We start from the raw sequence: 26,073 nt of genomic DNA on the forward strand, positions 1-26,073 counted from the left end.
GGCAACCTCCTCACGGTTCGATGGTGACCTTGATGGCCTCGCCCCGGCTGACCAGGTCGATCCCGTCCAGCACCCGCGACAGCGGGAGCCGGTGGGTGATCAGGTCGGCGACCGGGACGGCGCCCTCGGCGATCAGGCTGAGGGCCTCGGCGTTGTGGGCGGGGCTGGAGCCGTTCGCGCCGACGATCGTCAGCTCACGGTAATGGACCAGGTTCGAGTCCAGGCGGATGAACGGGTCGTCCTTCGGCAGGCCGCCGAAGAAGCTGATGCGCCCCTGCCGGGCGGTCATCAGCACCGCCTGCTCCTGCGCGGCGCCGGCCGCGGCGGCGGTGATGACCACGTCGGCGCCGCGGCCGCCGGTCAGCTTGAGCACCTGCTCCACCGGGTCGCCGTCGATCGCGGCGTCGGGACGTACCAGCTCGGCCGCCATCGCGAGGCGTTCGGTGTTCACGTCCACGAGGAACACCCGCGCCGCGCCGCGCGCCCGCGCCAGCCGCACGTGCAGGCACCCGATCGGCCCGGCCCCCATCACCACCACGTCGTCACCCGTACCCACCCGGGCCAGGCTCTGCCCGTTGAGTACGCACGCCAGCGGCTCGGCCACCGACGCCTCGGCGAACCCGATGCCGTCCGGGACGGTGTTCACCCCGTTCACGGCGAGCACCTTGGCCGGGACGATCATGTACTCGGCGAACCCGCCGTCGTAGTGGTAGCCCATGGACTCCTGGTTCGGGCAGACGGTCAGCCGCCCGTGCCGGCAGTCGGGGCAGGCGCCGCACGGGATGGCGGCGATCACCTGCACCCGTTCGCCGGTGCCGGCCACCTCGCCGGCGATCTCGTGTCCCATCACCCGGGGCGGCCGGATGTGGTGGTGGCCGAACTTGTAGATCTTCGCGTCGGTGCCGCACGTCGAGCAGTTGCGCACCCGGATCTTCAGCTCGCCGGGGCCGGCGACCGGCTCCGGCGCGTCCTCGATCCGGATGTCGCCCGGCGCGTGGAATCTGGCGACCCTCACGTTGTCAGCTCCTTCATCACCTGATGGACCTCTGTCGCCTCACGCAGCGTGCGCGCCCGCTCCGGGTCGAGGAGGATCTCGGCCAGCGCGGCCAGCAGCGGCATGTGGCCGTCGTTCCTGGCCGCGATCCCGACGCACAGCGTGACGAGCTCGCCGCCCCAGTCGACGCCGCCGGGGAAGCGCACCACGCAGATCGCGTCGCGCGCGATGTCCTCCTTGGCGGCCGCGGTGCCGTGCGGGATGGCCACGCCCTCGCCGACGTACGTGGAGATCGAGCGCTCGCGTTCCAGCATCGCCTCGACGTACGGCTCGGCGACCGCGCCGATGTCGACCAGGGCCTGCCCGCAGCGCCGGATGGCCTCGTCGCGGCCGGCGGCGCTCTCGTGCAGCAGCACCGCGCGCGGGTCGAGCAGGTCGTCACGCATCGACGGTGCCGCCGCTCTTGATGGCGGCGACGAGCTTGGTCACGGCCGGGTCGCCCAGGAAGATCTGGAACGGCACCAGCACCTTGTCCGGAGCCACCGCCCTTGCCCTGGCGGCCAGCCCGGCGTGGCAGAGCACCACGTCGGCGTCGGCGGGGATGTCGTTCACCGGCGTGTGCTCGACGGTGACGCCGGAGTCCTTGAGCTGCTTGCGGAGCTGGCCGGCGAGCATCACGCTGCTGCCCATCCCCGCGTCGCAGGCCACGATGATCTTACGGATGTCCTTGCTGTCAATACTGGGCATGGTTCACGCCTCCTTGCCGGCGGTACGGGTCGTGGTCTCTTCAGCGGGCACGGTGGGCCCGGTGGGCTCGGCGGGCTCGGCGGGCTCGGCGGGCACGGCGGGCTCGGCGGCCTCGGCCGACGGGCCGGCGACCGGCTCCTCGTCCTTCTCCCCGCGGCCGAAGCCCAGCAGCAGCGCCGCCAGGACGAACGACACGGCCGTGGCGACCACGATGCCGGCGATCGACCCGAACAGGCCGCCGCGCGGCGTGACCGCCAGGTAGGCGAAGATGCTGCCCGGCGACGGCGTGGCCACCAGCCCGGCACCGGTGATCATGAAGGTGAACACGCCGGCCATGCCGCCGCCGATGACGGCCAGGATGAGGCGGGGCTTCATCAGCACGTACGGGAAGTAGATCTCGTGGATGCCGCCGAAGAAGTGGATGATCATCGCGGGCGGCGTGCTGGGACGCATCGCGCGCGGGCCGAAGAACATGAAGGCGAGGAGCAGGCCGAGGCCGGGGCCGGGGTTCGACTCCAGCATGAACAGGATCGACTTGCCGGTCTCCGCCGCCTGGGTCACGCCGAGCGGGCCGAGGACGCCGTGGTTGATGGCGTTGTTGAGGAACAGCACCTTGGCCGGCTCGATCAGCACGGAAGCGAAGGGCAGCAGACCGGTGGTGACCAGCCACTCGACCGCGTTGCCCGCGTACTTGGTGACCTCCTGCACGACCGGGCCGATGGCCAGCACGCCGGCCACCGCCATCGCGCCGCCGATGATGCCCGCGGTGAAGTTGTCCACGAGCATCTCGAAGCCGGCCTTGGTCCGCGCTTCGGTGAACGCGTCCACCTTCTTCAGGATCCAGGCGGTGAGGGGGCCGACGATCATCGCGCCGAGGAACATCGGCACGTCCGTGCCCACCACGATGCCCATCGCGGCCACGGCGCCGACCACGGCCCCGCGCTGCCCGTGCACCATCCGGCCGCCGGTGTAGGCGATGAGGATGGGCAACAGGGTGGTGATGATCGGGCCGACCATCGCGGCGAGCGTCGCGTTGGGCAGCCAGCCGGTGGGGATGAACAGGGCGGTGATGAGACCCCAGGCGATGAACGCGCCGATGTTCGGCATGATCATGCCTGCCAGGTGGCCGCCGATCCGCTGGATCGTGGCCTTGACGCCGGTCCCGTAGACCGGGGGAGTGTAGGTGTCGGCCATTGGACTTCGCTCCTTAGGGGGGTGAGCAGGCTCGTGCGTGATGAGCCGGAGGTCAGCGGGAGGACGGCGGCGGATGCCGCTCCGCCCCGGCCGCCCCGCCGTCCCCGGCGGACCGCGACCGCTCCCCGGACATGACGGGCGTCGTGGTCGCGGAGGTCTCTCGCGGGGTGAGCCGTACGGGAGCGGGGTCCGCGGGCGCCTGCCCGGACGTACGGGGAAACGCCGAGGTGAGGAGGCGGGCCGGGTCGGGACGGGAGACGCGCACCTCGTCGCGGCGGATGTCCGAGGGCCCCGGCATGCGGCTGCCCGGGAGGCCGACCGCGGCGGCGCCCCAGGCCAGCGCCTCCACCAGCGCCCTCTCGCCACGGGCGCCGCCCGCCAGGAACCCGGCGAGCATGGCGTCGCCCGCGCCGACCGCGCTGCGGGGCTCGGCGACGGGCGCCTCCCCGTACCAGGCGCCGCCGTCCTCGACCAGGACGGCGCCGTCGGCGCCGAGGCTGGCCAGCACGGTACGGGCGCCCGCGGCCCGCAGCTTGGCCGCGGCCGCCACCACGTCGCCGACGCGGGCGATGGCCATGCCGGTGGCCCCGGCCAGTTCCTCCAGGTTGGGCTTGACCAGCGCGGGCCCGGAGCCGAGCGCGCAGGCGAGGGCGGGACCGCTGGTGTCGACCGCCACGTGGATGCCCGCCCCGGCGAAGCGGCGGCACAGCCGGGCGTAGACGTCCTCGGGCACCTCGGGCGGGAGGCTTCCCGAGGCGACCACCCAGTCGGCCTCGCGGGCCCCGGCCAGCACCGAGTCGGCGATCGTGTCGAGCTCGTCCTGGGACAGCGCCGTGCCGGGCTCGTTGATCTTCGTGACGGTCCCGTCGGGCTCGGCCAGCGTCACGTTCGACCGGGTCCGGCCGGCCACCGGCACGGTCACCATGTCGAGGCCCTCCTGCCGGAGCAGGCGCACGAGCTGCCGGCCCTCGTCGCCGCCGAACGGCACCACGGCGCGCGAGGCCACGGCGTTGGCCAGCAGGGCGCGCGAGACGTTCACGCCCTTGCCGCCGGGGTCGAGCCGGGCGGCGGCGGCGCGGATGACCGCCCCTCGGTCCAGGGCGGCGATCTCGATCGTGCGGTCCAGGCTCGGGTTGAGCGTCAGGGTGACGATCACGCGCGCACCACCTGGGGCCCGGCGGCCGACAGCTCGGCGGCGAGCGCGTCGTCCACGCCGGTGTCGGTGATCACGACGTCGATCTCGTTCAGCGCGGCGAACCGCGCGAGGTAGGTGGCGGTGAACTTGGTGTGGTCCGCCAGCAGCACGCTGCGCTCGGCGGCCCGCACCATCGCCCGCTTGATCGCCGCCTCGGCCGGGTCGGGCGTGGTCAGGCCCTTGTCGGCGGAGCAGCCGTTGGTGGCCATGAACGCCACGTCCACGTGCAGGTGGGCCAGCGGCTGCAGCGCCCAGTCGTCCACTGTGGCCAGGGTGCGGCCGCGTACCCGGCCGCCCAGCATGATCACGTTGAGGTTGCTGCGCGCGGCGAGCACGGTGGCCAGCGGCGGCGAGTTGACCACCACGGTGAGCTCGCGGTCGGCGGGCAGCACGCCCACCAGGCGGCCCGTGGTGGTGCCCGCGTCGATGATGACCGATCCGTCCTCGGGCAGCTCGGCCAGGGCGGCCTTGGCGATGCGCTCCTTCTCCGCGGTCATCACCTCGTCGCGGGTGGCGAGCGCGGGCTCGAAGCCGAGCCGTTCCACGGGGATCGCGCCGCCGTGCACGCGGCGCAGCACGCCGGCCCGCTCCAGCGCGGTCAGGTCGCGGCGGATGGTCTCGGTGGTGACGTCGAGCTCGGCCGCCAGCGAGACCACGTCGACGCGGCCGGCCGCGCGCGCCCTGCGCAGGATCTCCTGCTGCCGCTCCTCGGCGTACATGATGTTGATTCACCGCCGTTTCGAGTTGGTTTCCCCTGTGTTTATCGCCGTTTCTGTGGTTGGTCAAGACTCTGATAGGTATGACCGATGCGCATGAAGCCCTGGGCCGCGGTCGCCGCGGCCGTACCCCTCGCGGCCGGATGCGTCGCGGGCCCTTCGGCGGCCCCCGCCCGCGCGTCGAGCGGCGCCCCGCAGAGCTCGCCCGCCCAGAGCCCGTCAGGCCAGGTCACGGCGCCTTCGGCGGCGCGGCAGGCCCCGCCGCCCAAGGTGCCGCCGGGCACGACCGTGTCATGGCTGGTGTACGACCGGGTGAAGGGCAGGTTCGTGGCGACCCGGCACGCGCACCGGGCGTACCGCTCGGCCTCGGTGATCAAAATCCTGATCGCGATCGACTTCCTGGAGTCGAGCGGGACGGTGTCCGCGGCCGACGCCAGGCTGCTGAAGATCATGCTGAGGGAGAGCGACGACGACGCCGCCACGGCGTTCTGGAACCGCGGCGGCAAGGGCGCCATCGTCACCCGCGTGGCCCGCAAGCTCCGGCTGCAGGACACCGCGCCGCCTCCCGCGTCCAAGCCCGGCTTCTGGGGCTACGCCACGCTGAGCGCGCACGACGTCGTGCGCACCTACCGCTACCTGCTCGACACCGCCGCGCCGCGGGTGCGCGAGACGATCCTCGGCCACCTGCGCGAGGCCACGCCGTGCGGCAGCGACGGGTTCGACCAGACCTTCGGCATCCCGGACGGGGTGCCGGGGCGCAAGGCGGTCAAGCAGGGCTGGTCGGGTTTCGGGCTGACGCCGCCGGTCCGGTGCGACGCCAGGACCCAGAGCGCGTCCGTCTCCCTGGTCGCCGCCCGCGCCGCCGACTCGCGGGTGCCCGACTACGGCCGGCCGGTGCTCTACACGACCGGGCTCGTGGGCAAGAACGAGAGGTACGTGATGGCGGTGCTGACCGCGCACCCGGCGGGGACGACGTGGCGGAGTTCGGTGCAGCGCGTCACGAGAATCACCAGGGACCTTCATCGCCACGTCTCGTGAACGCCCTCGGGCGGTCGACCCGATGCGCCGGATGACGGCGGGCCGCGGATCCCGCGCCCGGGGACCGTCAGCCGATGTAGGCGGCGTACACCTTCTTGGGCACCGCCATCCGCCACGCCTCGATCACCAGCTCGCGCATCTCGCCGGGATCGAGGGCGGCCATGCGGGCCACCACCCAGTTGAACCGCAGATCGGACTCGCGGGGCAGGAGGAACTTCGCGGGCTCGGCGGCGACCAGCGCGGCCCGCTCCTCCTTGGGGAAGCCGAACCCCATCAGCGTCTCGTCGCGCGAGAACGCGACGTAGACGATGGAGCCCACGCGGAACTTGATCCGATCCCTGATCAGATGCTCCGACGACCGGGGGAGGGTCGTCGCGAGCCGTCGTACGTCCTCGACCGTGACCACCCGGTCAACGCTACCTGTTGCCCTCCGCCGAGGAGATGTCGGCGAGCGCCGAGTTCGGGTCGCGCTCCATCGCGAGGTCGCCGATGCTCAGGATGCCGACGGCGCGGCCGTCCTCCACGACCGGCAGGCGGCGTACGGCGTGCTGGCGCATGAGCTTGACCGCCTGGTCGATGCTGGTGTCGGGGCCGACGACCTCGACGCTGGGCGTGCACGCCTCGCGCACGGGCGTGTCGGGGCCCTTGTCGTCGGCGACGAGCCGGATGGTGATGTCGCGGTCGGTCACGATGCCGGTCATCCGGCCGTCGTCGTTGACGATGATCGCGCCGGTGTCGCGGTCGCGCATGAGCGCGGCGGCGACGCTCACCGGCTGCCCGGCGTCGACGCTGGCGGGGCTCTTGGTCATGACGTCTGCCACGGTTCTGGCCATGGTGGTCGCCTTTCGATGGTTCCCTGGCGGGGGGAACGGCACCTACCGGTATTCCCCGTGCTCACAGGCCTACTGGGGTATTTGTCGGGATTTAGCCTGCGTTATACGACTGCTCGTACGCGGCCAGCACCTGCTTGCGCCGCTTGGCCGGGAGGCGGTCGATGTAGAGGTGGCCGTCGAGGTGGTCGACCTCGTGCTGGAGGCAGCGCGCGAGCATGCCGGTGCCCTCGACCGTGACCGGCCGCCCCTCGGCGTCGAAGCCGTGCGCCGCCGCGCGGTCGGAGCGGGGGAGGGGCGCGTACTGGCCAGGGACCGACAGGCAGCCCTCCTCGCCGGGGTCGAGGCGCCGCGCGCCGAGGCCGGGCAGCTCCAGGGTGGGGTTGACGACGACGCCGCGGTGGCGGACGTCGTCGGCGTCGGGGCAGTCGTAGACGAACACCCGCAGGGCCACGCCGATCTGGTTGGCGGCCAGCCCGACGCCGTCGGCCGCGTACATGCTCGCGAACATGTCGTCGACCAGCGCCCGCAGCTCGTCGTCGAACCGGGTGACCGGCTCGCACGGCGTGTGCAGCACCGGATCGCCGACCCGCACGATCGGCCGGATCTCGCCCACGTGCCACCGCCCTTCCCCGTCGTCGGGGCCAGTGTAGGGGAAATCTTGATATGTCCGAATAGCGAGACATATCCTCTTGAATAATGAGATAGATGTTAACGTGCCGGGTATCCGCAGAGACGAGGGAGCCGCGATGAACGCCGTCTACACCCATGGTCACCATGAGTCCGTGCTGCGCTCCCACCGGTGGCGCACCGCCGCCAACTCGGCCGCCTACCTGCTGCCCGCCCTCGGCCCCGGGACGACCCTGCTCGACGTCGGCAGCGGCCCCGGCACGATCACCGCCGACCTGGCCGGGCGGGTGGCCAAGGTGACGGCGACCGAGGTGACCGAAGAGGCGCTGGAACTGGCCAGGGCGGAGGCGGCGGCCAGGGGCACGGCCAACGTCGACTTCGCCGTCGCCGACGTGCACGCCCTGCCCTTCCCCGACGGGTCGTTCGACGTCGTCCACGCCCACCAGGTGCTCCAGCATGTCGCCGACCCGGTGGCGGCGCTGCGCGAGATGCGGCGGGTGGCCCGGCCCGGCGGCGTCGTGGCCGCCCGCGACAGCGACTACGCGGCCTTCGCCTGGTACCCGCGCGTCCCCGCGCTCGACACCTGGCTGGCGCTCTACCAGAAGGTCGCCCGCGGCAACGGCGGCGAGCCGGACGCCGGCCGGCGGCTGCTGTCCTGGGCCCGCGCCGCCGGCTTCACCGACGTCACCGCCACCTCGTCCACCTGGTGCTTCGCCACCCCCGAAGACCGCGCCTGGTGGGGCGGCATGTGGGCCGACCGGATCCTGGACTCCGCCATGGCCGGGCAGGCGCTGTCCACCGGCGCCGCCACCCGGGAGGACCTGCGGCGGATCTCCGAGGGCTGGCGGGAGTGGGCGGCGGCCGGCGACGGCTGGCTGTCCATCCTGCACGGCGAGATCCTCTGCCGCGCCTGACGGCCGCGCGGCGGCGAGGGGATCAGATCCCGAGCGTGCGCGCCCGCTGCCACTGCGGATCGCGGAAGAGCACCACGTCGGTGCCGTCGATCAGCTCGTCCGGCGCCGACACCATGGTGATCTCGCCCGCCGACTGCAGCTCCAGCAGCAGGTCGCGCACCCGCGGCCCCACCGGCAGCCGGCCCGGCGGCAGACCGAACCCGTCGCGCACCGCGTCGGCGACCTCCGACAGGCGGAACGGCCCGGCGAAGGCGTCCACCACCCCGCGCACCACCGCAGGCGTGATCAGCCGCTCGGCCTCGGCGTGCGCGAGCTGCCAGGTGATCTGCTCGCGCCGCCGTCCGGTGCCGGCGCACGAGGTGCAGGGACGCGTCAGGCCTGGCGCCGGCTCCTCCTCGGCCGAGCCCAGGCAGACCGAGCACTGGTGGTGCTCGGCCGCGTGCACCTCGGCCGCCATCCGGCCGGCCAGGTGGGCGCCGCAGTCGCAGCCGTAGGTCTCGCCGAGGATCGTCCCGCTCTGACGGGTGATCGTATGCTTCGTCATCGCCGCCGACTCTACCGCCGGGCCGTCACCCGCGAGCCGAGGCGAGCCCGTGCAGGCGGCGCAGCGCCTTGCGGGCGGCGGCGGCCACACCCGGGTCCGGGTGGTGATCGATGAACACCCGCAGCACCGGCTCGGTGGCCGGGTGGTCGCAGAGCGCCAGCAGCGTGATCGTGCTCGCCTGCTCGTCCGGCTCCATCCCGGCGGCCACCGACTCGACCACCTCCGACGCCTCGCCGCCGAACTCCAGCAGCGCCGCCGCCATGTCCACCAGCACCCAGCCGATCTCCTCGGTGGCCGGCTGCCGGTCGTCGCGGCTCAGCCTGGCGGCGATCACCGCGCCGACCTTGGGCACGATCACCAGGTCGTCCAGCGCGCGGCGGCCCTCGTCGCCCAGCTGGAAGCCGAGCAGCTCGATGCCGACCGCCCGGCTGAGCGGGCTCACCTCCGTGAGCGCGGCGGCCATCTCCTTGGCGGCCCCGGCCGGGTCGCGGCGGGCCAGCCACCCGGCCAGCTCCTCGTCGCGCTCCGCCTCCGGGTACGAGCGCAGGCCGCGCAGCAGCCCGGCGGCGTCCCGTTCCGCCAGCGAGCCCATGATCGGCACCTCCTGACCGGTGAGCTCCTCGATGAGGCGCCGGGCCATCCACAGCCCGACCGGGGTCGCCTCGTACGGGTTCGCGCCCCGTACCAGGCCGAAGGCCACCAGCTCGGCGGGAGGATCGCCGGCGGCGGGCTCGCGCGCCACGAACAGGCGCACCACTTCCAGGAGCAGGGCCTCGTCGAGCCGGTCGCGGCACACCTCCCCCCACGCCTCCAGCTCGTCCTCCTGGCCGTCGAGGAACTCCGCCGCCAGCGGCGCCGACCGCACGGCGGCGACCAGCTCCTCCCGCGGCGGCAGGCGGACAGGTTGCTGGAGCGGGAACACGTCTTCGTAGGCGGGCATCTCCCTATCCTGTCGGACCTTCCTGGCAAGTGCGATAGTGTCCCCCCGTACCCCGATAGACCGGACGAAAGGAGGCGCTGAGATGTCCCGCTCTTCCCGGACGCTCACCGCGTCCGCTCCCGCTCTTCGGAGGAACCGTGCTTTTCCGTCCCACGGCCGCGTCTGATCTCGGCCGCCTGCTCGACTGCGCCGTCGACGAGCCCGTCAGCTGGGCCCACCCCGAACGGCTGCGCTCCTTCCTCGCCGACGGCCACTACCGCCACGACCGGATCTGGGTGGCGGAGCAGGACGGCGAGATCCTGGCCCGCGCCGTCTGGTGGGGCTTCCCCGGCTCCGGGCCGCTCGCGCTCGACTGCCTGTATACGCACCCGTCGGTCCCCGACCGCGTCGCGCTGGCGGCCGAACTTCTGCGCCACGCCCACGACGCGTTCGGCGACCGGCCCGCCTACCACGTGTTCGTGCCGGTCGGCTGGCGCGCCGACCCCGCCGTCACCGCCGCCGTCGGCTGGCGGTGGGAGGCGGGCCGCCGCGCGGGCCTGACCGAGGAACTGGAACGGCTCCGGTACGCCTGGACCCCGGACCGGCCGATGCCGGAGGCGTCCGGCAGGCTGACCTTCCACGAGGAACCCGACGACGAGGCGTTCGTCGCCGCCTTCGCGGCCGTGTCGGCCGGCAGCCTCGACCACCACACCCGGCAGGCCCTGCTCGTCAAGGACGCCGAGACCCAGGCCAGGGAGGACCTGGCCGACTACCTGGCGATGCCGGGAGACCGGTCGTGGTGGCGGCTGGCCCGCACCCGCTCCGGCGAACCGGCCGGGTTCGCGCTGCCGTCCGCCAACCAGTCCGGCCCGGTCGTCGGCTACCTGGGCGTGCTGCCCGAGCACCGCGGCCGCGGCTACGTCGACGACCTGCTCGCCGAGATCACCCGCAGTCACGCCGGGCGCGGCGCGGACCGGGTCGTCGCCGACACCGACACGGGCAACGCGCCGATGGCGCGGGCGTTCGAGCGGGCCGGGTACGAGCTGTTCGCCGTGAGGCTCGTGCTCTCGGCGAATCCCGTGAACGCGTGATGCGCGCGGGCCGCCCGCTCCGGCACGGTCGAGCCAGGTGGCACATCGATGACCTCGACCCGGACGCGTACCTCGACCGGATCGGCCACGGCGGCCCGCGCACCCCGTCCGCCGCGCGCACGTCACCGCCATCCCGTTCGAGAACCTGGACGTGGTGCTCGGCAGAGGCATCCCGCTCGGCCCGAAGTCCCCGCAGGACAAGATGGTGACCGGGGGCCGCGGCGGCTACTGCCACGAGCAGAACCTGCCGTTCGCGGCCGCCCTGGAACGCCTCGGCTTCCCGGTGACCCGGCTGCTGGCCCGCATCCGGCTCGGCGGCCGATCCCTGGGTCGGTCCCGACCGGCCGGTGTCCCACCAGCCCGTTGATCGCCGCGAGCGACTCCTGCCTGCCGGCGAACGTCATGGCACCGATTCTGCGCTAACCCAGGCGGACCCGGACCACGAGGTCGTGCAGGGCGGCGTGCGCGGCGGCCTGGCCGGGCAGCGCCGTGCCGTCCCCGGCCCGCTCCAGCTCCGCGGTCATCCTCGCCACGTCCGCGGCCGCCGAGGCTATCGCGGGCGCGGCGCCGTGCTCGGCCTCCCGCTTCGCGGCCACGAGCTCGGGCAGGTACGGGGGCCCGTACCCGTACAGCTCCGTCAGATCGGCCCGCAGCTCGCCCGTCCGCATCAGGTGGATCCCGGTGGCCAGCACCCGGAACGTGTACAGCAGCGGCTTCAGCTCGCCCGTCTTCCCGAACAGCCGCCACTGCGTCCGCGCGAACCCCAGGTAGTGGTGGGCGTGATGGCGGGTCAGGCACGCGGGCGCCAGCGCCACCAGCTCCTCGTGCACCGGCGACGACGCCACCACCAGCGGCGACAGGAGCTGCTCCAGCACGTAGCCGTTGCGGCTCAGCAGCAGCCGGCAGAACTTGGCCAGGTCGTGCGTCACCAGGTCCACCTCGACGCCGTCCCGCGTCCACGTCGCGTCGAGCGTCTCCGGCCCGGTGACCAGCCCGACGACCTCCCGGGCCGGCAGCACGTGCACGCCGCGCAGGTCCACGTCCGAGTCCGCCGACGGGAACCCGTACAGATGGGCCCCGCTCACGGTGGCGAACACCAGCGGGTACGGCTGCTCACCCGGGATCTCCGGCAACCAGGCGGGCAGGTTCACAGATTCTCCCTCCGCACGCCGATCAGGAACCCCTCGACCGCCTCCCGGTCCGGCCGCTCCGGCAGCACCGAATCGGCCGCCGCCAGCTCTGCGACCAGCCGCGCGCGCCAGGCGTCCACCTCCGCCCACGGCACCTCGCCCCGCTTGACGGCCAGCAGGCGCTCGCGGTCGTCGCCCACCCGGACGCGCGGCTCGCCGTGCCGGACCAGATGGAGGCCGCTCAGCAGCAGCCTGATCATGTGCATGGCCTGCTTCCACTTCGGTGCCGCCGGGTCCAGCCGGCGGAACTGGGCGTCCGCGTACCCGGCGAACGTCTCCTGGGCGCGGCCGGACAGGAACGCGCCCCGCAGATCGAGCAGCCGCCGCCCGGCAGGCGTGATCACCTCGGCCAGCGGCGACCACAGGCACTCCAGCACCGTCGGGTTCGCCTGCAGCGCCAGCGCGCAGAACCGTTCGACCTCCCACGAGAACTGCTCGGGCAGCGGCCCGTCGCGGTGCGTCGGCGGCTTGTCCAGCCGCCAGAACGCCTCGGTCGGCGCCACGAACACGCCACGCCGGTCGATGTCGGACGCCTCGGTCTCCAGCCCGTACGCGCGCGAACCGGTCACCACGGACAGGATCAGATCATCGTTCACGAGCAACGACCGGATCGACGCCGTACCTTGATCGTGTACCTCCAAGTGTCAGTGAGTTTCTGCCATGAGTACGTCAGTGACGCCGGTCACATCACGTCTCTGGGTCGAGCAGCAGGGTGTCATGGAGATCGATGGGGATGTTCAGGCTGAAGGCGACGTCGGGGGTGAGCGTGATCGCGGCGGGTTGGCCGTTGGCATCGATACGGCAGGTGATGTAGCCGGCGGTGATTGGCCAGTTCAGAATGTGAGCGATCTGGTCCAGTCGCAGCGGCTGGCCGAGAGCCAGGGCGATGCAGAAGCCAGGTTCCGAGCGGCTCGGGCTGGTTCACGTCCATACGAGGGTGCTCAGGTCCAGGGCGTGCGCGTCGCCGACGAGGTTGCGCAGAGCCAGGCGGCGTTGCCTCATCCAGAGAATTCGGCGGTGAGGTCTTGCAGGACGGTCGAGCATCTGGCGTAGCCGATCAGTTCTCCCACCCGCCGACCGTACCGTTCAGCCCCCCGTCACCGGACAGTTTCACGGACTACCTATCTGAGACGACGTCGCCGCAGGTCGCGTCGCCACCGACCGACGACGAGACGTGTCTTGTTGAGCGTTCCCCTAACGGGACACCTTCCTGGCCGACTTGCCTGTGGTCTGGGAACAGGTCAGGGCTTGAGGGGCGATGGTGAGGGTGTCGCGTAGAGAGGTGGTGGGGCCTCCGATCAGCTCGGATAGGACACCGGTGAGGTCGCCGTAGAGGCCTGCGGCGATCTGGGTGTCCGTGTCGAGGAGCATTTGGCCTGTGCTTCTCGCCCTTTCGGTCAGGGTCCGTCGCCCTCGGTCAATGCCCGCAGCACCTTGGCCTGCTCGACGTCGGTGCCGTCGGCCCGCATCCGGGCCGCCTCCTGGGCGGTGAAACCCGCCGCGCGCCAGTCCGCCACCTCGTTGATCGGCACTCCGGCGCGCCAGAACTCGGTCATCAGGGAGATGGCGTCCTGTCCCGAGGCGAGCACCCGTTCGGACTCGCGGGGGGACAGGCCGAGCGCTTCGAAGACCTGTGCCTGTCCCGCCTCGATGCCGCGTTTCGCCCACTCCACCGCGTCGGCGCTCGTCCAGCCTGCCTCCACGTAGGCGCGCGCCCGGCTCGCTGTGACGCCGGCTCGCAGCAGCTGGCGCATGCTGCCGGAGCGTTCCTCATCAGCGAACGCGCCGCCCGGCTTCTCGCCCCGGTGCAGCAGCCGCCACAGCCAGCCCCGCGGGTGCGGGCGTTCCCCGGCGAGGTGCCGGTCGGCCGCCTCCTGAGGGGAGTAGCCCAGTTCGCGCCACTGCACCGCGTCCCGTGGGGTCATACCGGCCCGTAGCCACAGGTCCACGGTGTACGGGGTGGCTCCGGCGGTGCGCCAGGGCCGCGCGTCGGCGGCGGTGTAGACCCCGGCCTTGCGCCACCGCTCCGCGTCGGTGATCGAGAAGCCGTCATCGATCCACTGCCGGGCCTCGGCGATGGTGAAACCGCGTTCCCGCCACTCGTGCAGCGGCTCGGGGCTCGGCTCGTCGGCGTAGCCCGTTGTCATGACTCTCCTTTCGCCGGCACCCGCCGCAGCGGGCCCGCCGGGACCCCGGCCACGGACGCCCACTCGGGCGCGTGCCCGCCGTCGCCGATCAGGCAGACCACCACATGCGCCGCGGGGCGCTGCTCCGGCCACGGCGTCTCGCCGTCGGTCAGCACGATGACCAGGTCGGGCCGGGGCCGCAGGGCCATCGCCGCGGCGATGCCGGCCCGCATGTCGGTGCCGCCGCCACCGACGAGCTCGATGTCGCCCGCCCGGCGCACCACCTGGACGGGGTGGGGGCGGACGTCGCAGCAGAACGCCCGCAGCCGCCGGTTCGGCCCGGCCACTCCCTCGATGATCCCGGTCACCTCGGCGAGCAGCCGGTTCAGCACGTCGTTGGTGACGCTGCCGGAGGTGTCGATCACCAGTACGGTGTCCGGGACCGCGCGCACCATCGACGGCGGCACGATGTCGGTGTAGGCGCCGACGCGGCGCGACGGGCGGCGATAGCTGAAGTCGACCTGCCCGGCCACCGTGCTCACCCCGCGCCGGATCATCGCGCCCAGGCGGGCCCGCCAGTTCACCGAGGGACGCAGGCACTCCTCGGCCCAGCGGCGCCACCCCGACGGCACCTCGCTGCGCGCGCTGATCCTGTCCTGGATGCCGGCCGCGATGGAGCGTTCGAGCAGTTCTCGGTCGAGCTGGGTGAGCCCGTCGCCGGAGCCGCTGTCCTCGTAGGTGCGCTCCTGCCCGTCCACGGCGCTGCCGCAGTCGATCGCCTCGGCCAGTGCCCGCCCGCCGCGGCCCATGGCCTGGGCCAGCACCTCGAGCATCGGCACGTACTCCTCGGCGGTGCGGTTGGCCGGAAGGCCCAGCTCGGCGGGCGACACCACGCCCGCCGGGCCGCGCAGGTCCTCGGACTCCAGGTCGTCGTTGATCTCGGCGTCGGCGGCCTGGTTCCAGCGGTGGGCCTCCTCGTCGCGGACCGCGCCCGCGGCGTGGCTCACCTCCTGGCCTGGCTCCGGCCGCACCGGCGAGCGGGCCGCGTGGCCACGTACCAGATGACCCACCTGGTGCAGCATCCACCAGCCGACCTCCTCGACCGGAGTGGCCAGCGCGGTGCCCGGTTCCACATACAGGTTCCACCGGCTGTCGGCGGGAAAGGCGCGGAACTCCTGGTCGGCGACGGGCTCGCCGGTATCCTCGTCCAGGGCCGGTTCCAGGATGACCGGTTTGAGGGCGAAGACGGCCGAGGCGAGGTACGGCGCCTGGTGCGCCGCCCACAGCCGCGCGGCGGCGATCCTGGCGCGCACCGCCTCTTCGAGAACGGGAGCGCGAGGGCGGCCGGCGGTCATCGCATGAGCCCCGCCGCGCGCAGCACCGGCGCGAGTTCGAGCATCGTCCTGGGCAGCATCGCGCCCTCGGGCCGGGAGCGGGCCAGCGACCGGGCCGCAGTCGCCGCCACATCCGGTGCCGTGCGAGCTACCCGGGCAACCACCGCCCACGCCCGCTCCCACGTGTCGGCCGTGGCGTCCGAGTGCACGTACGCCACCACCGCGCCGAGCAGGGCATGCAGCCGGTCGAGGCGTTCGGGCAGGCGGGCCTGGGGGTCGTTCAGCAGGGTCTTCGGGTCGGGCAGGTCAAGGTTGCGGCGCCAGGAAAGCAGCTCGAACCCGGCCGCCTCACCGACCGCGCCGAGCACCAACTCGGCCAGGACCGGCTCGCCGGAGCCCATGTGGTCGCATGCGGCGACCGCCCGTGCGGCCATCTCCCAGCTACGCGGGCTGGGCCAGCCGCGGCCCGCCCGGTCGGGACCGTCGGGCACCGCCAGCACGAGTTCCGGCCGCACCCGCAGGAACGCCCCGACCAGCGCCCGCGCGCCAGCCACCTCGGCGGGCCCGGCGGTGTCCTTCACGTCGAACTCCGGCACGGGGAACCCGCCGGCGAAACCCTCGGCGATGTCCTCGGCCGACACCGTCCAGTTCAGGTGGATGAGCCGGTTGGCCAGCGGCGCGGACAGGTCCCAGCCGTCGGCGGCCTGTTCAGGCGGGTTGGCCGCGGCCACGATCCGCACCTCGTCCGGCAGCACCAGGTCACCGACCATGCGCTCCAGCACCACCCGCAGCATGGCGGCCTGCACGGCCGGCGGCGCGGTGGTCAGCTCGTCGAGGAACAGCAGGCCGGCGCCCTCGGCGGAGAGCCGCTCGGCCCATCGCGGCGGCGCGAACCAGGTGCTGCCCTCACGCAGCACCGGCAGCCCGGAGAAGTCGCTGGGCTCGCGGATCGAGCCGACCACCACCTCGACCGGCAGGCCGACGGCCGCGCCCAGCGCGGTCACCGCGGACGTCTTACCGGTACCCGGCGCACCCCAAAGGATGACCGGCAGATTGGCTGTCACCGCGACCGCGAGAGCCTCTCTTGTCACTAATGGCGCCGCCATCATCGTCCTCCTCGCCGGCCGCGCGGACCGTTTCCGGGCAGCACGTATCGGAACGTCGAGCCGTGCTCGCTGACGCTCGGTGTGGTGTCTGTCTGCTATTCCTGGGCGCGGAACAGGCCCCGGCCGCCGTACTTCTTGTGCACCGCCTGCTTGCTGATGCCCAAAGCGGCGGCGATCTCTGTCCAGCTGTTGCCCTGAGTCCGCGCCCGGCGGACCGCCACCGCCTCCAAACGCGCCATCTCACGGCGGAGCTCGGCGATGACCGCGAGCAAGCTGATCGGGTCGTCGGTGTTCACCGCTTGGGCGAGCACTGCGATGCGGTCGGCCTCCATGCCGTCATCCTAGGTTGACGATTGGTGGTGCGTCAACCAAAGGTGACGACGCGCAGACGCCAGGTCCGGGCCCGGTCCGGCACCTGATCAACCTGGGGTGCCGACGCGTCCGCAACGACCAGTCCCAAGCGGGCGCGAGCCCCCACCAGGGGGGACACCAGGGCCACGGTGTACGCCGACCACTGGGGGCTCCCGTGTGCTGCTGACACTCTCGTGGCCGAGTCACTGGACCTTCGATGGCAGAACCCACTGGCACTCTCGTGGCACTTGGCACGGAGCCCGAATCCCCCAATTTAGGGCTTTGTTGCCCGACCCGGGTTGATGATCGTCGAATGCTGACACAGTCTTGAGTCGTGGAGAGTGCTCCGGGAATGCGTAGCTACGAGTCCGTCTACCGGCAGAGCATGGAGGCGCCGGAGGAGTTCTGGCGCGAGGCGGCGCGGGGGATCGACTGGGACGTCGCGCCCGAGCGGATCCGCGACGACGGGCGGTGGTTCCCCGGCGCGCGGCTCAACACCTGCCACAACGCCGTCGACCGGCACGTCGCGGCGGGCCGCGGCGACCAGGACGCGCTGATCTACGACAGCCCCGTCACGGGGACCGCCCGCCGCTACACCTACCGCGAGCTGCTCGACCAGGTCGCGCGCACCGCCGGGATGCTGCGCGGCCTCGGCGTCGGAGCCGGCGACACCGTGGTGATCTACATGCCGATGGTGCCCGAGGCCGTGGTCGCGATGCTCGCCTGCGCCCGGCTGGGGGCCGTGCACTCGGTGGTCTTCGGCGGGTTCGCGGCCGGCGAGCTGGCCGTCCGCATCGACCACGCCCGGCCCAAGGTGGTGCTGTCGGCGTCCTGCGGGATCGAGCCGGCCCGCCTGATCGCGTACAAGCCGCTGCTCGACGCCGCGCTGGAGCAGGCCTCGCACCGGCCCGCCCACTGCGTGGTCCTGCAGCGCGAGCAGTGCCGCGCCGACCTCACGGAGGGCCGCGACCTCGACTGGGCGGACGCCGTGCGCGACGCCGAGCCCGCCGGGTGCGTGAGCGTGGCGGCCACCGACCCGCTCTACGTCCTCTACACCTCCGGAACCACCGGCACCCCCAAGGGCGTGGTGCGCGACAACGGCGGCCACGCGGTCGCCCTGCACTGGAGCATGGCCGGCGTGTACGGGGCCGCGCCCGGCGAGGTCTTCTGGGCCGCCTCCGACGTCGGCTGGGTCGTCGGCCACTCCTACATCGTCTACGGCCCGCTGCTCGCCGGCTGCACGACCGTCCTGTACGAGGGCAAGCCCGTCGGCACTCCCGACCCGGGCGCGTTCTGGCGGGTGGTGTCGACGTACGGGGTGCGGACGCTGTTCACGGCGCCCACCGCGTTCCGTGCCATCAAAAAGGAGGACCCATCCGGCAGTTTCGTCAAAAAGCATGAGTTGTCGGGACTTCGCTACCTCTTCCTCGCCGGCGAGCGCCTCGACCCCGACACCTACCACTGGGCCTCCGACCTGCTCGGCATCCCGGTCATCGACCACTGGTGGCAGACCGAGACCGGCTGGCCGATCGCCGCGAACTGCGTCGGCATCGGGCGGCTGCCGCTCAAACCGGGCTCGCCCACCAAGCCCGTCCCCGGCTGGGACGTGCGCATCCTCGACGGAGAGGGGAACGAGTGCCCGCCCGGCGTCGAGGGCGCCGTCACGGTCCGGCTGCCGCTGCCCCCGGGCTCGCTGCCGACGCTCTACCGCGACGACGAGCGCTTCACCGAGTCCTACCTGTCGCGCTACCCCGGCCACTACCTGACCGGCGACGGCGGGTACGTGGACGACGACGGCTACCTGTTCGTCATGGGCCGCGTCGACGACGTGATCAACGTGGCCGGCCACCGGCTGTCGACCGGGGCCATCGAGGAGGTCGTCTCGGCCCACCCGGACGTGGCCGAGTGCGCGGTGATCGGCATGGCCGACGAGCTCAAGGGGCAGCTCCCCGTCGGGTTCGTGGTGCTCAAGGCGGGCTCGCGGCGCGACCCCGCCGACATCCAGCGCGAGCTGGTCGCCCTGGTCCGCGAACGGATCGGCCCCGTCGCGGCGTTCCGCAGGGCCGTCGTCGTGACCCGGCTGCCCAAGACCAGGTCCGGCAAGATCCTGCGCCGCACCATGCGCGACATCGCCGCGGGGTCCGCCTACGCCGTGCCGTCCACGATCGAGGATCCCGCCGCGCTCACGGAGATCGCCGAGGCGGTCGAGGACTGAGCCGCCACCCCGAGGACCGTCCCAAGGCGTCCGGACGGCGTCATGATGGGACTCCTCACGCTCTTCGGAGACGCCGATGACGGACATCCTGAGCTACGCGGGCGCGCTGGACATCCTCGGCTGCGAACGGATCGGGCTGGCCAGGGCCGTCGAGCAGGCCGCGGCCGTGTCGCCGATCGGCCGGGGCCGCGTTGTACCCGCCATGGGCCTGGCCGAGCTGCGGAGTGAGATCGTCCGCTACACCGCGGAGGCGGTGCGCGGAGGCGCCGCCGGGCGCGGCGGCGACACCCGCTTCCTGCGGACCCGCCGGCTGGCCGCCGCGCACGCCGTGATCGTCGTCTCGGCGTACTTCGAGGCCATGAGCGAGGCGGCCCGGCTGCCGGTCACCCTGGAACGGCTGGAGCACTCCCGGCACCCCGAAGCCGCCGAGCGGTACGCCGCCCTCGTCAGGGTCCTGCTCGCCACCCGGCTGCCGGCGCCCGAGCCGCATCGCCCGTACGAGGAGACCCGGGAGGCCGTGCGGCGGGCCCACCGGCGGATGTCCGAGGCGCTCGTCGCCTACGCGCGCGGCCTGCCGGTGTGGGGCGAACTGCAGGCGGGCGACCGCGCCCGGCTGCCGGCGCTGCTCGCCGACGGCCCCGAGGCGCACGCGCTGCGCGTCTACGACCAGGACTACCGGCTGCTCGCGCTGGACTGCCCCGAGTTCGCCAGGTGGAGCCTGGGCGCCGAACGGCAGCCGCCGGGCGCGGGGCTGTCGCGGGTGGCGCGGCTGCTGGCCGAGCTGGCCCCGCCGCGCACCGGCGACCGGCCCGTCACCCACCTGGTACGGCTCGCCGCCGGCGCGCTCGGCCAGCCGCTCATGGCCGGACAGGAGCCACCCGAGGGCGTGACGCTGCCGCTGCTCGGCGAGGGCTACATCACCCCGCGCTGCCGGGTCGCCGAGCCCACAGCCGGGCCCACAGCCGTGCCCACAGCCGTGCCCACCGCCGAATCCACCGCCGTGCCCAACGCCGTGCCCACAGCCGGGTCCGCTGCCCAGGCCGCCGCCGAGCCGGCCCGTCCCGCCGCCAAGAGCTGGTGGGCGGGGCAGCGGACGCTGCCCGACACCGAGGCGTTCCTGGTCGGCCACCTCACCTCGCTCGGCGCCACGCAGGCCCCGCTGGTCGTGCTGGGCGAGCCGGGGGCGGGCAAGTCCACGCTCGTGGAGGTCCTGGCCGCCCGGCTGGCCGGCTCGGAGTTCCTGCCGGTCCGGGTGGAGCTGGGCGACGTCGTGGCCGAGTCCACCGTCCTGTCCCAGATCGACCAGGGCCTGCGCACCGTCCTGGACGCGGACGTGCGCTTCGAGGACCTGGTGGAGGCCGGGCAGGGGGCGCTGCCGGTGGTGCTGTTCGACGGCTTCGACGAGCTGGTCCAGGGCGCGGACCGCCACGACTACCTGGAGCTGATCCAGGAGTTCCAGGCCAGGCAGTACCGCGTCGGCCGCCCCGTCGCCGTCGTCGTCACCGGGCGCACCGTCGTCGCCGACCAGGTGCGTTTCCCCGAAGGCGTGGTCGTGCTGCAGCTGTGCCCGTTCGAGGAGGACCAGGTGCGGCGCTGGCTCGGCGTCTGGGACCAGACGAACCGGGCGGTGCTCGCCCGCCGCGACCGCGCCCCGCTGTCCGCCGGCGACGCGCTGGCCCACCCCGAGCTCGCCACCCAGCCGCTGCTCCTGCTGCTGCTCGCCCTCCACCACGCGGGCGGCGGCGTGGTGCAGGGCGCCGGCCGCGCCCAGCTGTACGAGGCGCTCGTCCGCGACGTCGCCCGCCGTGAGATCGCCAGGGACGCCTCCGCCGTCGGGCTGCCGCCGCCCCGGCTGCGCGCCCTGGTGGACCGGGAGCTGGTGCGGCTGGGGGCGGTCGCGCTGTCGATGTTCGCCCGCGGCCGTCCCGCCGCCGCGACGGCCACGCTCGACGCCGACCTCGCGGCGCTGTGCGGGCCGGGCAGCCGGGCGGACCGGGTCACCAGACGGCTGTTCTTCGTCCACCGTACGATCGCGGACGGCTCAGGGGGTGCCTCTTCGGCGGACGGCGGCGAGCGGGTGCGCGGCCACGCGTTCGCGCACGCCACCTTCGGCGAGTTCCTCGTCGCGTGGCTGGCCGTGTTCGCGGTCCGTGAGCTGGTCAGGCGGCACGACCTGACCGGGGGCGAGCTGGCCGCCGCGCCCGCCCAGGACCTGGACGACGACCTGCTGTACGCGGTCGCCTCGTTCTCCTGCCTGGCCGAGCGCGGGCCGATCGTCGGCTTCGCCGTCGAGCTGCTCGCCGAGCTGCCCGCCCAGGAGCGCGAGCGGGCCGTCGAACTGCTCGGCGCGCTGCTGCGGGAGTCGCTGTACGAGCGGCGGCGGCGGTCCTTCACCGGGTTCGAGCCGGTGCGGCGGCCGGTGACGCGGCGGCTGGCCGCCTACTCCGCCAACCTCACCCTGCTGGCGGTGGCCGCCTCCGGCGCGCCCGTGCGGGTGTCGGAGCTGTTCGGCGACCCCGACCCGCTGGCGCGGTGGACCTCCCACGCCCACCTGTGGCGCAGCCAGCTCGGCGACGGCGGCTGGACCGGGCTGCTGGCCGCCCTGCCCGCCCGGCGGGTGACGGAGAACGGCGAGCGCGACATCCTGCTCGGCGGGCCCGCCGAACCGCCCGGCGGTGACGGGCTCGACTGGTGGTTCGGCCACCGGACCGGCCACTGGTTCGGCCACCGGTTCGACCACCGGCTGGATCCCGACCAGGGTTCCTCCCAGGGGCTCGACCAGCAGCACGGGCAGCGGCACGGGCAGCGGCACGGGCAGCGCGCCGCCGTGCTGCGCCACCGCGTCCGGGCCTTCGCCGAGCGGCCGTACCTGCTCAGCCCCGACACCGACCTGCTCGCCGACCTGTTGGGGGAGAGCCTCTCAGGGGAGAGCGCCGACATCGCGCTCGTGCTGCGGCCGGGCCGGGTGGCGAGCCTGCCCCGGCTGCTGGCCGAGCTGCTCGCCGGCGAGCCGCCGGACCCCGATGACCGGATCGTCCGCTACCTCGACGCGATCAGCGCCGTCACCGCCCCCGGCGCGCCGCGCGACACCCGCCCGCTGGCGCTCATCGCGCACGCGGTCACGGCCGACGGCGCCGCGCTGTCCTTCGCCGGCCGCGGCCGCATCCTCAGCGAGCTCCTGCACGCCGGCGCCGACCACGCGCTGCTGCGGGCGCTCGTCGAATCCATGATCACCGAACGGTTCGAGAGCTGGGAGAGCCTCGTCCAGGCGGGCATCCCCGAGGACGTGCTCCGCAAGATCCACAGCCCTTAGCCGGCGTCGTCGACCGGCAGCTCGACCGTGATGGTCAGGCCGCCCTCCTCTCGCGGCCGGGCGGTCACCACGCCGCCGTGCGCCTCGGCGATGACCCGGACGATCGACAGGCCCAGCCCGCTGCCGCGGTCGGAGCGCAGCCGGTCGCCGTGCAGCCGCCGGAACGGCTCGAAGATCGTTTCGATCTCGTACGGAGGGACCTGCAACCCGGTGTTGGCCACCACCAGCTCCACCCGGTCGGCCCGCTGCCGGGTCGTCACCCAGACCTCGCCCTTGGCGTGGTTGTGCCGGACGGCGTTCTCCACCAGGTTCTGCACCAGCCGCTCCACCAGCACCGCCTCGCCGGCCGTCGGCGCGGTGTCCAGCAGCCGGTGCAGGGTCACCTCGCGTTCGGCCGCCTCCTCCGCCGCCTGGTCCAGCACGTGCTCGGCCACGTCCGACAGGTCGAACGGGCGGCGGTCCAGCACGGCCTGCTCGCCCTCGGCCAGCGCCAGCAGGCCGTCGATGAGCCGCTCGTGCCGGGAGTTCACCAGCAGCAGCGACTCGCCGAGCCGCTTGACGTCGTCGGTCGCGTCGGGCCGCCGCACCGCCACGTCCACCAGCGTCCGGTTGATGGTCAGCGGCGTGCGCAGCTCGTGCGAGGCGTTGGCGACGAAGCGGCGCTGGCCGTCGAAGGACCGGGCGAGCCGGCCGAGCATGATGTCGAAGGTCTCGGTCAGCTCCTTCAGCTCGTCGCGCGGGCCCTCGTAGCCGATCCGCTCGGTGAGGTCGTGGCTCTGCGCCACCCGGCGCGCGGTCGCGGTCACGTCGGCCAACGGCCTCAGCGTCCAGCCGGCCGCCCGCCAGCCCGCCGCGAAGGCCAGCCCGGCGCCGGCCAGGACCGCGAGCGCGCCGATGTCGCGCACGTTGGCGAGCGTGTCACGCTGGTAGATCCGGCGCACCCGGGCCACCCGGTCCTGGGCGACGGCGTAGCCGCGGGTGTGCCGCGGATAGTAGCCCGACGGCAGATCCATGTACGCCGGCTTCAGCAGCCCGGCGCGCGGCTCCAGGCTCTGCCGGACGACCAGCAGCAGTCCTGCCAGCAGCAGCGCCCCGACCAGGGCGAACACCAGCGCGCAGGCCAGCGCGAACCGGAGCCGGATGCTCATGGGACGCGGTAGCCGGCACCGGGCACGGTCTCGATCACCTGCGGCGCGCCGAGCTTCTTGCGCAGCTTCGTCATCGTGGTCCGCACGGTGTTCGTGAACGGGTCGATGTGCTCGTCCCACACCTTCTCCAGCAGGTCCTCCGCCGACACGACCGCGCCCTGGGCGCGCAGCAGCTCCGCCAGCACCCCGAACTCCTTGCGGGCCAGCGGCACGTACCGTCCGTCCCTGAACACCTGCCGGTGCGCCCAGTCGAGCCGCACCCCGGCCCGCTCCAGCATCGGCGGATCGGCCTTCCTGGCGCGCCGGCCCAGCGCGTGCACCCGCGCCACCAGCTCCTCGAACGCGAACGGCTTGGGCAGGTAGTCGTCCGCGCCGAGTGACAGCCCCGCGACCCTGGCCCGTACGTCGCCCGCCGCGGTCAGCATGAGCACGCGCACCAGCCAGCCGCGCTCGACCACGGCCGCGCACACCTGGTCGCCGGGCGTGCCGGGCAGGTCCCTGTCGAGGATGAGCACGTCGTAGTCGTGCACACCCAGCCGTTCCAGCGCCCCGTCGCCGTCGTAGGCCACGTCCACGGCGAGCGCCTCGTCCCGCAGGCCCTCGGCGATCGAGTCGGCGAGCATACGCTCGTCCTCGGCGATCAACACCCGCACTCTTGCCCCCAAAAGTCGAAATGCCGAACAGTGTGACTGTAGAGGCATAACGCTGGCATAACCGGATCAAGTGACGCCATGGTTATCCGCCGGCCGCTCAACTTCGGCTCCTACGGCCGGGACCCGCCCGGCCCGTCCGAGGGGGCCACGCCATGGCGTCCGTCCTCGCTTCGCGGCCACCGTCCGGCCACCGCCTGTTCACGGCCGTGCTCGTGCTCGCCGCCGCGCTGCGCGTGCTGGTCATACTCGGGTACGACACCGCGATGGTGTACTGGTACGACTCGTTCACCTACCTCGACACCGCCGTGCGCCTGCGGCCGAACGGGGCCTTCCACCCCGCCGGCTACTCCGCCTTCCTGTGGCTGCTGCGGCCCTTCCACAGCGTGGAGCTGGTCGCGGGGGTGCAGCACGCGATGGGGCTGGGCGTGGCCGTCATGATGTACGCCCTGTTGCGCTCGCGCGGGCTGCCCGGCTGGGGCGCCACGCTCGCCGCCCTCCCGGTGCTCTTCGACCCGTCGTTCGTCCGGCTGGAGCACGCGATCCTGTCCGACCTGCAAGTGATCTTCCTGGTGACGGCCGCGCTGCTCGTGCTGGCCCGCCGCGAGGAGGTCAGCACGCGGGCGGCGGCCGCGGCCGGCCTGCTGCTCGCCCTGGCCGGGCTCACCCGCACGGCCGCGGTGCCGCTGATCGGCATCGCCACGCTCTGGCTCCTGCTCCGGCGGGTCGGGTGGCGGCGGGCGGCGGTCCTGGCGGCGGTCCTGGCGGTGGCCGGCGCGCTGCCCCTGCTCGCCTACGCCGGCTGGTACGAACGCCACCACGGCCGGTTCGCCCTCAGCGGTTCCGACGGAGTGGCGCTGTGGGCGCGCACGATGACGTTCGCCGACTGCTCGATCATCCGGCCGCCGCCCGAGGAGGCGAAGCTCTGCCCGAACGGCACCGTCGTGGACGCCGCCTCCGAGTACGTGTGGGCCCCCGGCGCCTCGCTCAACCTGCTGCCCGGCGACCGCTTCGCGCACAACGACCTGGCCAGGTCCTTCGCCCTGCGCGCCATCGCCGCCCAGCCGCTCGACTACCTGCGGGAGGTGGCCGCGAACACCGCGCTCGCCTTCACCTGGGAGCCGGTGCCGCACCCCGACCGGATGACGCCGACCTCCAGGTTCCCGTACGGGGTCTGGACCGTGCCCGGCAACGAGCTGGTGCGGCGGGTGCGCGCCACGTACGACCCGGACATCCGGGGCATGCGCTCGGTGGAGCCGTGGGGCTCGGCGCTGGCCGCCTACCCGTACCCGTGGTTCCTGCACGGGACGCTCTTCGGCGTGCTGCTGCTGGCCGGGGCCGCCGGCTCCGCCGGGCGCCGGCGGCCGGCCGCGCTGCCGTGGACGTTCGCCGTCTTCCTCCTGGTCGCGCCGGTCGCCGCGCTCGACTTCGACCACCGCTACGTGCTGCCCGCGATCCCGCCGGCCTGCGTCGCCGCCGCGCTCGCCGTACACGGGATACCGCGGGCGCGGTATCGCCCGGCCGCCGTGGAGCGCACTACCGTACGGGTGTGAGGACGCTCGCCCTGGTCTGCGGCATGGCGGTGGTCGTCCTGTACTCGACCGTCATGGCCTACGACAACCAGCCCGGGGCCACGCCCCTCGGCCCGCCCGGTTACGCCCTGCTCTGCGCGGCCGTGCTCGCGCCGGCCTGGCTGCCCCGCAGGCCGGAGGCCGCGCTGGCGGCCCGCCCGAGGCCCGCGACGCCCTCGCCGTGATCCGCGACAGCAGCCGTCAGGCGCTGGCCGAGATGAAGGGCGTGCTCGGCGTGTTGCGGCCCCGGCCTGCGG

Annotated in this window: 29 protein-coding genes; 9 read left to right on the forward strand and 20 right to left on the reverse strand. The window is 73.4% G+C overall.

The genetic code is table 11. The annotated features are described in order from the left end of the window. Nucleotides 1-10: 10 nt before the first annotated feature. Genes ACQEUU_RS19340 through ACQEUU_RS19365 form a run of 6 tightly spaced genes read right to left on the reverse strand, consistent with a single transcriptional unit; the run spans nucleotide 11 to nucleotide 4,849 of the window. Nucleotides 11-1,015 carry a zinc-binding dehydrogenase gene (locus ACQEUU_RS19340; protein ID WP_433067831.1) on the reverse strand — a complete coding sequence of 335 codons (1,005 nt, stop codon included), beginning with the start codon at nucleotides 1,013-1,015 and terminating at the stop codon, nucleotides 11-13. After that, nucleotides 1,012-1,440 (reverse strand): PTS sugar transporter subunit IIA, encoded by a 429-nt coding sequence (locus ACQEUU_RS19345; RefSeq protein WP_433067833.1) that lies wholly within the window; start codon nucleotides 1,438-1,440, stop codon nucleotides 1,012-1,014. The genes ACQEUU_RS19340 and ACQEUU_RS19345 overlap by 4 nt, the downstream gene beginning before the upstream one ends. Next, nucleotides 1,433-1,741 (reverse strand): PTS lactose transporter subunit IIB, encoded by a 309-nt coding sequence (locus ACQEUU_RS19350; protein ID WP_433067835.1) that lies wholly within the window; start codon nucleotides 1,739-1,741, stop codon nucleotides 1,433-1,435. The genes ACQEUU_RS19345 and ACQEUU_RS19350 overlap by 8 nt, the downstream gene beginning before the upstream one ends. Before the next feature lie 3 nt (nucleotides 1,742-1,744). Continuing rightward, nucleotides 1,745-2,935 carry a mannitol-specific PTS transporter subunit IIC gene (gene mtlA / locus ACQEUU_RS19355; protein WP_433067837.1) on the reverse strand — a complete coding sequence of 397 codons (1,191 nt, stop codon included), beginning with the start codon at nucleotides 2,933-2,935 and terminating at the stop codon, nucleotides 1,745-1,747. Nucleotides 2,936-2,987: 52 nt separating this feature from the next. Beyond that, entirely contained in the window at nucleotides 2,988-4,091 is a 1,104-nt protein-coding gene (gene pfkB / locus ACQEUU_RS19360) for a 1-phosphofructokinase (RefSeq protein WP_433067839.1), read from the reverse strand. After that, nucleotides 4,088-4,849 carry a DeoR/GlpR family DNA-binding transcription regulator gene (locus ACQEUU_RS19365; RefSeq protein WP_433067840.1) on the reverse strand — a complete coding sequence of 254 codons (762 nt, stop codon included), beginning with the start codon at nucleotides 4,847-4,849 and terminating at the stop codon, nucleotides 4,088-4,090. Before ACQEUU_RS19365 ends, pfkB begins: the two co-directional genes overlap by 4 nt. Nucleotides 4,850-4,936: 87 nt before the next feature. Here ACQEUU_RS19365 and ACQEUU_RS19370 point away from each other — a divergent pair, with 87 nt between their 5' ends. Then, complete coding sequence (locus ACQEUU_RS19370) at nucleotides 4,937-5,884, forward strand: hypothetical protein (RefSeq protein ID WP_433067842.1); 948 nt, start codon at nucleotides 4,937-4,939, stop codon at nucleotides 5,882-5,884. Nucleotides 5,885-5,951: 67 nt separating this feature from the next. Here ACQEUU_RS19370 and ACQEUU_RS19375 read toward each other — a convergent pair whose 3' ends face one another. From ACQEUU_RS19375 to def, 3 genes are all read right to left on the reverse strand, one after another. Next, nucleotides 5,952-6,290, reverse strand: coding sequence for an MmcQ/YjbR family DNA-binding protein (locus tag ACQEUU_RS19375; protein ID WP_433067843.1), 339 nt, complete (start codon nucleotides 6,288-6,290; stop codon nucleotides 5,952-5,954). A 10-nt stretch (nucleotides 6,291-6,300) separates the two neighbouring features. Next, complete coding sequence (locus ACQEUU_RS19380) at nucleotides 6,301-6,717, reverse strand: CBS domain-containing protein (RefSeq protein ID WP_433067845.1); 417 nt, start codon at nucleotides 6,715-6,717, stop codon at nucleotides 6,301-6,303. A 91-nt stretch (nucleotides 6,718-6,808) separates the two neighbouring features. Beyond that, nucleotides 6,809-7,330 (reverse strand): peptide deformylase, encoded by a 522-nt coding sequence (gene def / locus ACQEUU_RS19385; protein WP_433067846.1) that lies wholly within the window; start codon nucleotides 7,328-7,330, stop codon nucleotides 6,809-6,811. Nucleotides 7,331-7,463: 133 nt separating this feature from the next. Here def and ACQEUU_RS19390 point away from each other — a divergent pair, with 133 nt between their 5' ends. Next, nucleotides 7,464-8,258 carry a class I SAM-dependent methyltransferase gene (locus tag ACQEUU_RS19390; RefSeq protein ID WP_433067848.1) on the forward strand — a complete coding sequence of 265 codons (795 nt, stop codon included), beginning with the start codon at nucleotides 7,464-7,466 and terminating at the stop codon, nucleotides 8,256-8,258. A 22-nt stretch (nucleotides 8,259-8,280) separates the two neighbouring features. Here ACQEUU_RS19390 and ACQEUU_RS19395 read toward each other — a convergent pair whose 3' ends face one another. Continuing rightward, complete coding sequence (locus tag ACQEUU_RS19395; RefSeq protein ID WP_433067850.1) at nucleotides 8,281-8,802, reverse strand: hypothetical protein; 522 nt, start codon at nucleotides 8,800-8,802, stop codon at nucleotides 8,281-8,283. Between the two features lie 25 nt (nucleotides 8,803-8,827). After that, entirely contained in the window at nucleotides 8,828-9,742 is a 915-nt protein-coding gene (locus ACQEUU_RS19400; protein ID WP_433067851.1) for a hypothetical protein, read from the reverse strand. A 137-nt stretch (nucleotides 9,743-9,879) separates the two neighbouring features. On the opposite strand from ACQEUU_RS19400, the gene ACQEUU_RS19405 reads away from it, so the two are divergent. Further along, nucleotides 9,880-10,812, forward strand: coding sequence for a GNAT family N-acetyltransferase (locus tag ACQEUU_RS19405; RefSeq protein ID WP_433067853.1), 933 nt, complete (start codon nucleotides 9,880-9,882; stop codon nucleotides 10,810-10,812). A 151-nt stretch (nucleotides 10,813-10,963) separates the two neighbouring features. Beyond that, a complete protein-coding gene (locus tag ACQEUU_RS19410; protein WP_433067854.1) occupies nucleotides 10,964-11,179 on the forward strand; it encodes an arylamine N-acetyltransferase in 216 nt (71 codons plus the stop codon). Between the two features lie 52 nt (nucleotides 11,180-11,231). Here ACQEUU_RS19410 and ACQEUU_RS19415 read toward each other — a convergent pair whose 3' ends face one another. Next, nucleotides 11,232-11,963 (reverse strand): nucleotidyltransferase domain-containing protein, encoded by a 732-nt coding sequence (locus ACQEUU_RS19415; protein ID WP_433067855.1) that lies wholly within the window; start codon nucleotides 11,961-11,963, stop codon nucleotides 11,232-11,234. Further along, nucleotides 11,960-12,598 (reverse strand): nucleotidyltransferase domain-containing protein, encoded by a 639-nt coding sequence (locus ACQEUU_RS19420; RefSeq protein WP_433067857.1) that lies wholly within the window; start codon nucleotides 12,596-12,598, stop codon nucleotides 11,960-11,962. Before ACQEUU_RS19420 ends, ACQEUU_RS19415 begins: the two co-directional genes overlap by 4 nt. A gap of 64 nt (nucleotides 12,599-12,662) precedes the next feature. On the opposite strand from ACQEUU_RS19420, the gene ACQEUU_RS19425 reads away from it, so the two are divergent. Continuing rightward, nucleotides 12,663-13,055, forward strand: coding sequence for a hypothetical protein (locus ACQEUU_RS19425; RefSeq protein ID WP_433067859.1), 393 nt, complete (start codon nucleotides 12,663-12,665; stop codon nucleotides 13,053-13,055). Between the two features lie 141 nt (nucleotides 13,056-13,196). Here ACQEUU_RS19425 and ACQEUU_RS19430 read toward each other — a convergent pair whose 3' ends face one another. The 5 genes from ACQEUU_RS19430 to ACQEUU_RS19450 form a co-directional block, all read right to left on the reverse strand. Continuing rightward, nucleotides 13,197-13,373, reverse strand: a complete 177-nt coding sequence (locus ACQEUU_RS19430) for a hypothetical protein (protein ID WP_433067860.1) — start codon at nucleotides 13,371-13,373, stop codon at nucleotides 13,197-13,199. A 26-nt stretch (nucleotides 13,374-13,399) separates the two neighbouring features. Next, on the reverse strand, nucleotides 13,400-14,149 hold the full coding sequence (locus tag ACQEUU_RS19435; protein ID WP_433067861.1) for a hypothetical protein: 750 nt from the start codon (nucleotides 14,147-14,149) through the stop codon (nucleotides 13,400-13,402). Next, complete coding sequence (locus tag ACQEUU_RS19440; RefSeq protein ID WP_433067863.1) at nucleotides 14,146-15,483, reverse strand: vWA domain-containing protein; 1,338 nt, start codon at nucleotides 15,481-15,483, stop codon at nucleotides 14,146-14,148. Before ACQEUU_RS19440 ends, ACQEUU_RS19435 begins: the two co-directional genes overlap by 4 nt. Further along, entirely contained in the window at nucleotides 15,480-16,571 is a 1,092-nt protein-coding gene (locus tag ACQEUU_RS19445; protein WP_433067864.1) for an AAA family ATPase, read from the reverse strand. The genes ACQEUU_RS19440 and ACQEUU_RS19445 overlap by 4 nt, the downstream gene beginning before the upstream one ends. A gap of 92 nt (nucleotides 16,572-16,663) precedes the next feature. Continuing rightward, nucleotides 16,664-16,900 (reverse strand): hypothetical protein, encoded by a 237-nt coding sequence (locus ACQEUU_RS19450; RefSeq protein WP_433067865.1) that lies wholly within the window; start codon nucleotides 16,898-16,900, stop codon nucleotides 16,664-16,666. Between the two features lie 371 nt (nucleotides 16,901-17,271). Here ACQEUU_RS19450 and ACQEUU_RS19455 point away from each other — a divergent pair, with 371 nt between their 5' ends. Beyond that, entirely contained in the window at nucleotides 17,272-19,134 is a 1,863-nt protein-coding gene (locus tag ACQEUU_RS19455) for a propionyl-CoA synthetase (protein WP_433067867.1), read from the forward strand. A 76-nt stretch (nucleotides 19,135-19,210) separates the two neighbouring features. Further along, nucleotides 19,211-22,447: an AAA family ATPase gene (locus ACQEUU_RS19460; protein ID WP_433067868.1), complete on the forward strand. Its 3,237-nt coding sequence runs from the start codon at nucleotides 19,211-19,213 to the stop codon at nucleotides 22,445-22,447. Here ACQEUU_RS19460 and ACQEUU_RS19465 read toward each other — a convergent pair. Both ACQEUU_RS19465 and ACQEUU_RS19470 read right to left on the reverse strand, forming a co-directional pair. After that, the gene (locus ACQEUU_RS19465) at nucleotides 22,444-23,595 is read right to left on the reverse strand and encodes a sensor histidine kinase (RefSeq protein ID WP_433067870.1); all 1,152 of its coding nucleotides are present in this window, start codon (nucleotides 23,593-23,595) and stop codon (nucleotides 22,444-22,446) included. The two genes, ACQEUU_RS19460 and ACQEUU_RS19465, sit on opposite strands and share 4 nt — an antisense overlap. Further along, nucleotides 23,592-24,248: a response regulator transcription factor gene (locus ACQEUU_RS19470; protein WP_433067872.1), complete on the reverse strand. Its 657-nt coding sequence runs from the start codon at nucleotides 24,246-24,248 to the stop codon at nucleotides 23,592-23,594. The genes ACQEUU_RS19465 and ACQEUU_RS19470 overlap by 4 nt, the downstream gene beginning before the upstream one ends. A 152-nt stretch (nucleotides 24,249-24,400) precedes the next feature. On the opposite strand from ACQEUU_RS19470, the gene ACQEUU_RS19475 reads away from it, so the two are divergent. Then, a complete protein-coding gene (locus ACQEUU_RS19475) occupies nucleotides 24,401-25,798 on the forward strand; it encodes a phospholipid carrier-dependent glycosyltransferase (RefSeq protein ID WP_433067874.1) in 1,398 nt (465 codons plus the stop codon). Beyond that, on the forward strand, nucleotides 25,795-26,001 hold the full coding sequence (locus ACQEUU_RS19480) for a hypothetical protein (protein WP_433067875.1): 207 nt from the start codon (nucleotides 25,795-25,797) through the stop codon (nucleotides 25,999-26,001). The genes ACQEUU_RS19475 and ACQEUU_RS19480 overlap by 4 nt, the downstream gene beginning before the upstream one ends. Nucleotides 26,002-26,073: the final 72 nt, after the last annotated feature.

The organism is Nonomuraea sp. CA-218870, assembly GCF_050936535.1.
Taxonomy (GTDB): Bacteria; Actinomycetota; Actinomycetes; order Streptosporangiales; family Streptosporangiaceae; genus Nonomuraea; species Nonomuraea corallina.

Excerpts from the sequence above, each read along its gene's own strand:
- ACQEUU_RS19345 (WP_433067833.1), bottom strand. The coding sequence starts at position 1,440 with ATGCGTGACGACCTGCTCGACCCGCGCGCGGTGCTGCTGCACGAGAGC.
- ACQEUU_RS19350 (WP_433067835.1), bottom strand. The coding sequence starts at position 1,741 with ATGCCCAGTATTGACAGCAAGGACATCCGTAAGATCATCGTGGCCTGC.
- mtlA (WP_433067837.1), bottom strand. The coding sequence starts at position 2,935 with ATGGCCGACACCTACACTCCCCCGGTCTACGGGACCGGCGTCAAGGCC.
- ACQEUU_RS19365 (WP_433067840.1), bottom strand. The coding sequence starts at position 4,849 with ATGTACGCCGAGGAGCGGCAGCAGGAGATCCTGCGCAGGGCGCGCGCG.
- ACQEUU_RS19370 (WP_433067842.1), top strand. The coding sequence starts at position 4,937 with ATGCGCATGAAGCCCTGGGCCGCGGTCGCCGCGGCCGTACCCCTCGCG.
- ACQEUU_RS19380 (WP_433067845.1), bottom strand. The coding sequence starts at position 6,717 with ATGGCCAGAACCGTGGCAGACGTCATGACCAAGAGCCCCGCCAGCGTC.
- ACQEUU_RS19390 (WP_433067848.1), top strand. The coding sequence starts at position 7,464 with ATGAACGCCGTCTACACCCATGGTCACCATGAGTCCGTGCTGCGCTCC.
- ACQEUU_RS19395 (WP_433067850.1), bottom strand. The coding sequence starts at position 8,802 with ATGACGAAGCATACGATCACCCGTCAGAGCGGGACGATCCTCGGCGAG.
- ACQEUU_RS19400 (WP_433067851.1), bottom strand. The coding sequence starts at position 9,742 with ATGCCCGCCTACGAAGACGTGTTCCCGCTCCAGCAACCTGTCCGCCTG.
- ACQEUU_RS19425 (WP_433067859.1), top strand. The coding sequence starts at position 12,663 with ATGAGTACGTCAGTGACGCCGGTCACATCACGTCTCTGGGTCGAGCAG.
- ACQEUU_RS19430 (WP_433067860.1), bottom strand. The coding sequence starts at position 13,373 with ATGCTCCTCGACACGGACACCCAGATCGCCGCAGGCCTCTACGGCGAC.
- ACQEUU_RS19435 (WP_433067861.1), bottom strand. The coding sequence starts at position 14,149 with ATGACAACGGGCTACGCCGACGAGCCGAGCCCCGAGCCGCTGCACGAG.
- ACQEUU_RS19440 (WP_433067863.1), bottom strand. The coding sequence starts at position 15,483 with ATGACCGCCGGCCGCCCTCGCGCTCCCGTTCTCGAAGAGGCGGTGCGC.
- ACQEUU_RS19445 (WP_433067864.1), bottom strand. The coding sequence starts at position 16,571 with ATGATGGCGGCGCCATTAGTGACAAGAGAGGCTCTCGCGGTCGCGGTG.
- ACQEUU_RS19450 (WP_433067865.1), bottom strand. The coding sequence starts at position 16,900 with ATGGAGGCCGACCGCATCGCAGTGCTCGCCCAAGCGGTGAACACCGAC.
- ACQEUU_RS19455 (WP_433067867.1), top strand. The coding sequence starts at position 17,272 with ATGCGTAGCTACGAGTCCGTCTACCGGCAGAGCATGGAGGCGCCGGAG.
- ACQEUU_RS19460 (WP_433067868.1), top strand. The coding sequence starts at position 19,211 with ATGACGGACATCCTGAGCTACGCGGGCGCGCTGGACATCCTCGGCTGC.
- ACQEUU_RS19465 (WP_433067870.1), bottom strand. The coding sequence starts at position 23,595 with ATGAGCATCCGGCTCCGGTTCGCGCTGGCCTGCGCGCTGGTGTTCGCC.
- ACQEUU_RS19475 (WP_433067874.1), top strand. The coding sequence starts at position 24,401 with ATGGCGTCCGTCCTCGCTTCGCGGCCACCGTCCGGCCACCGCCTGTTC.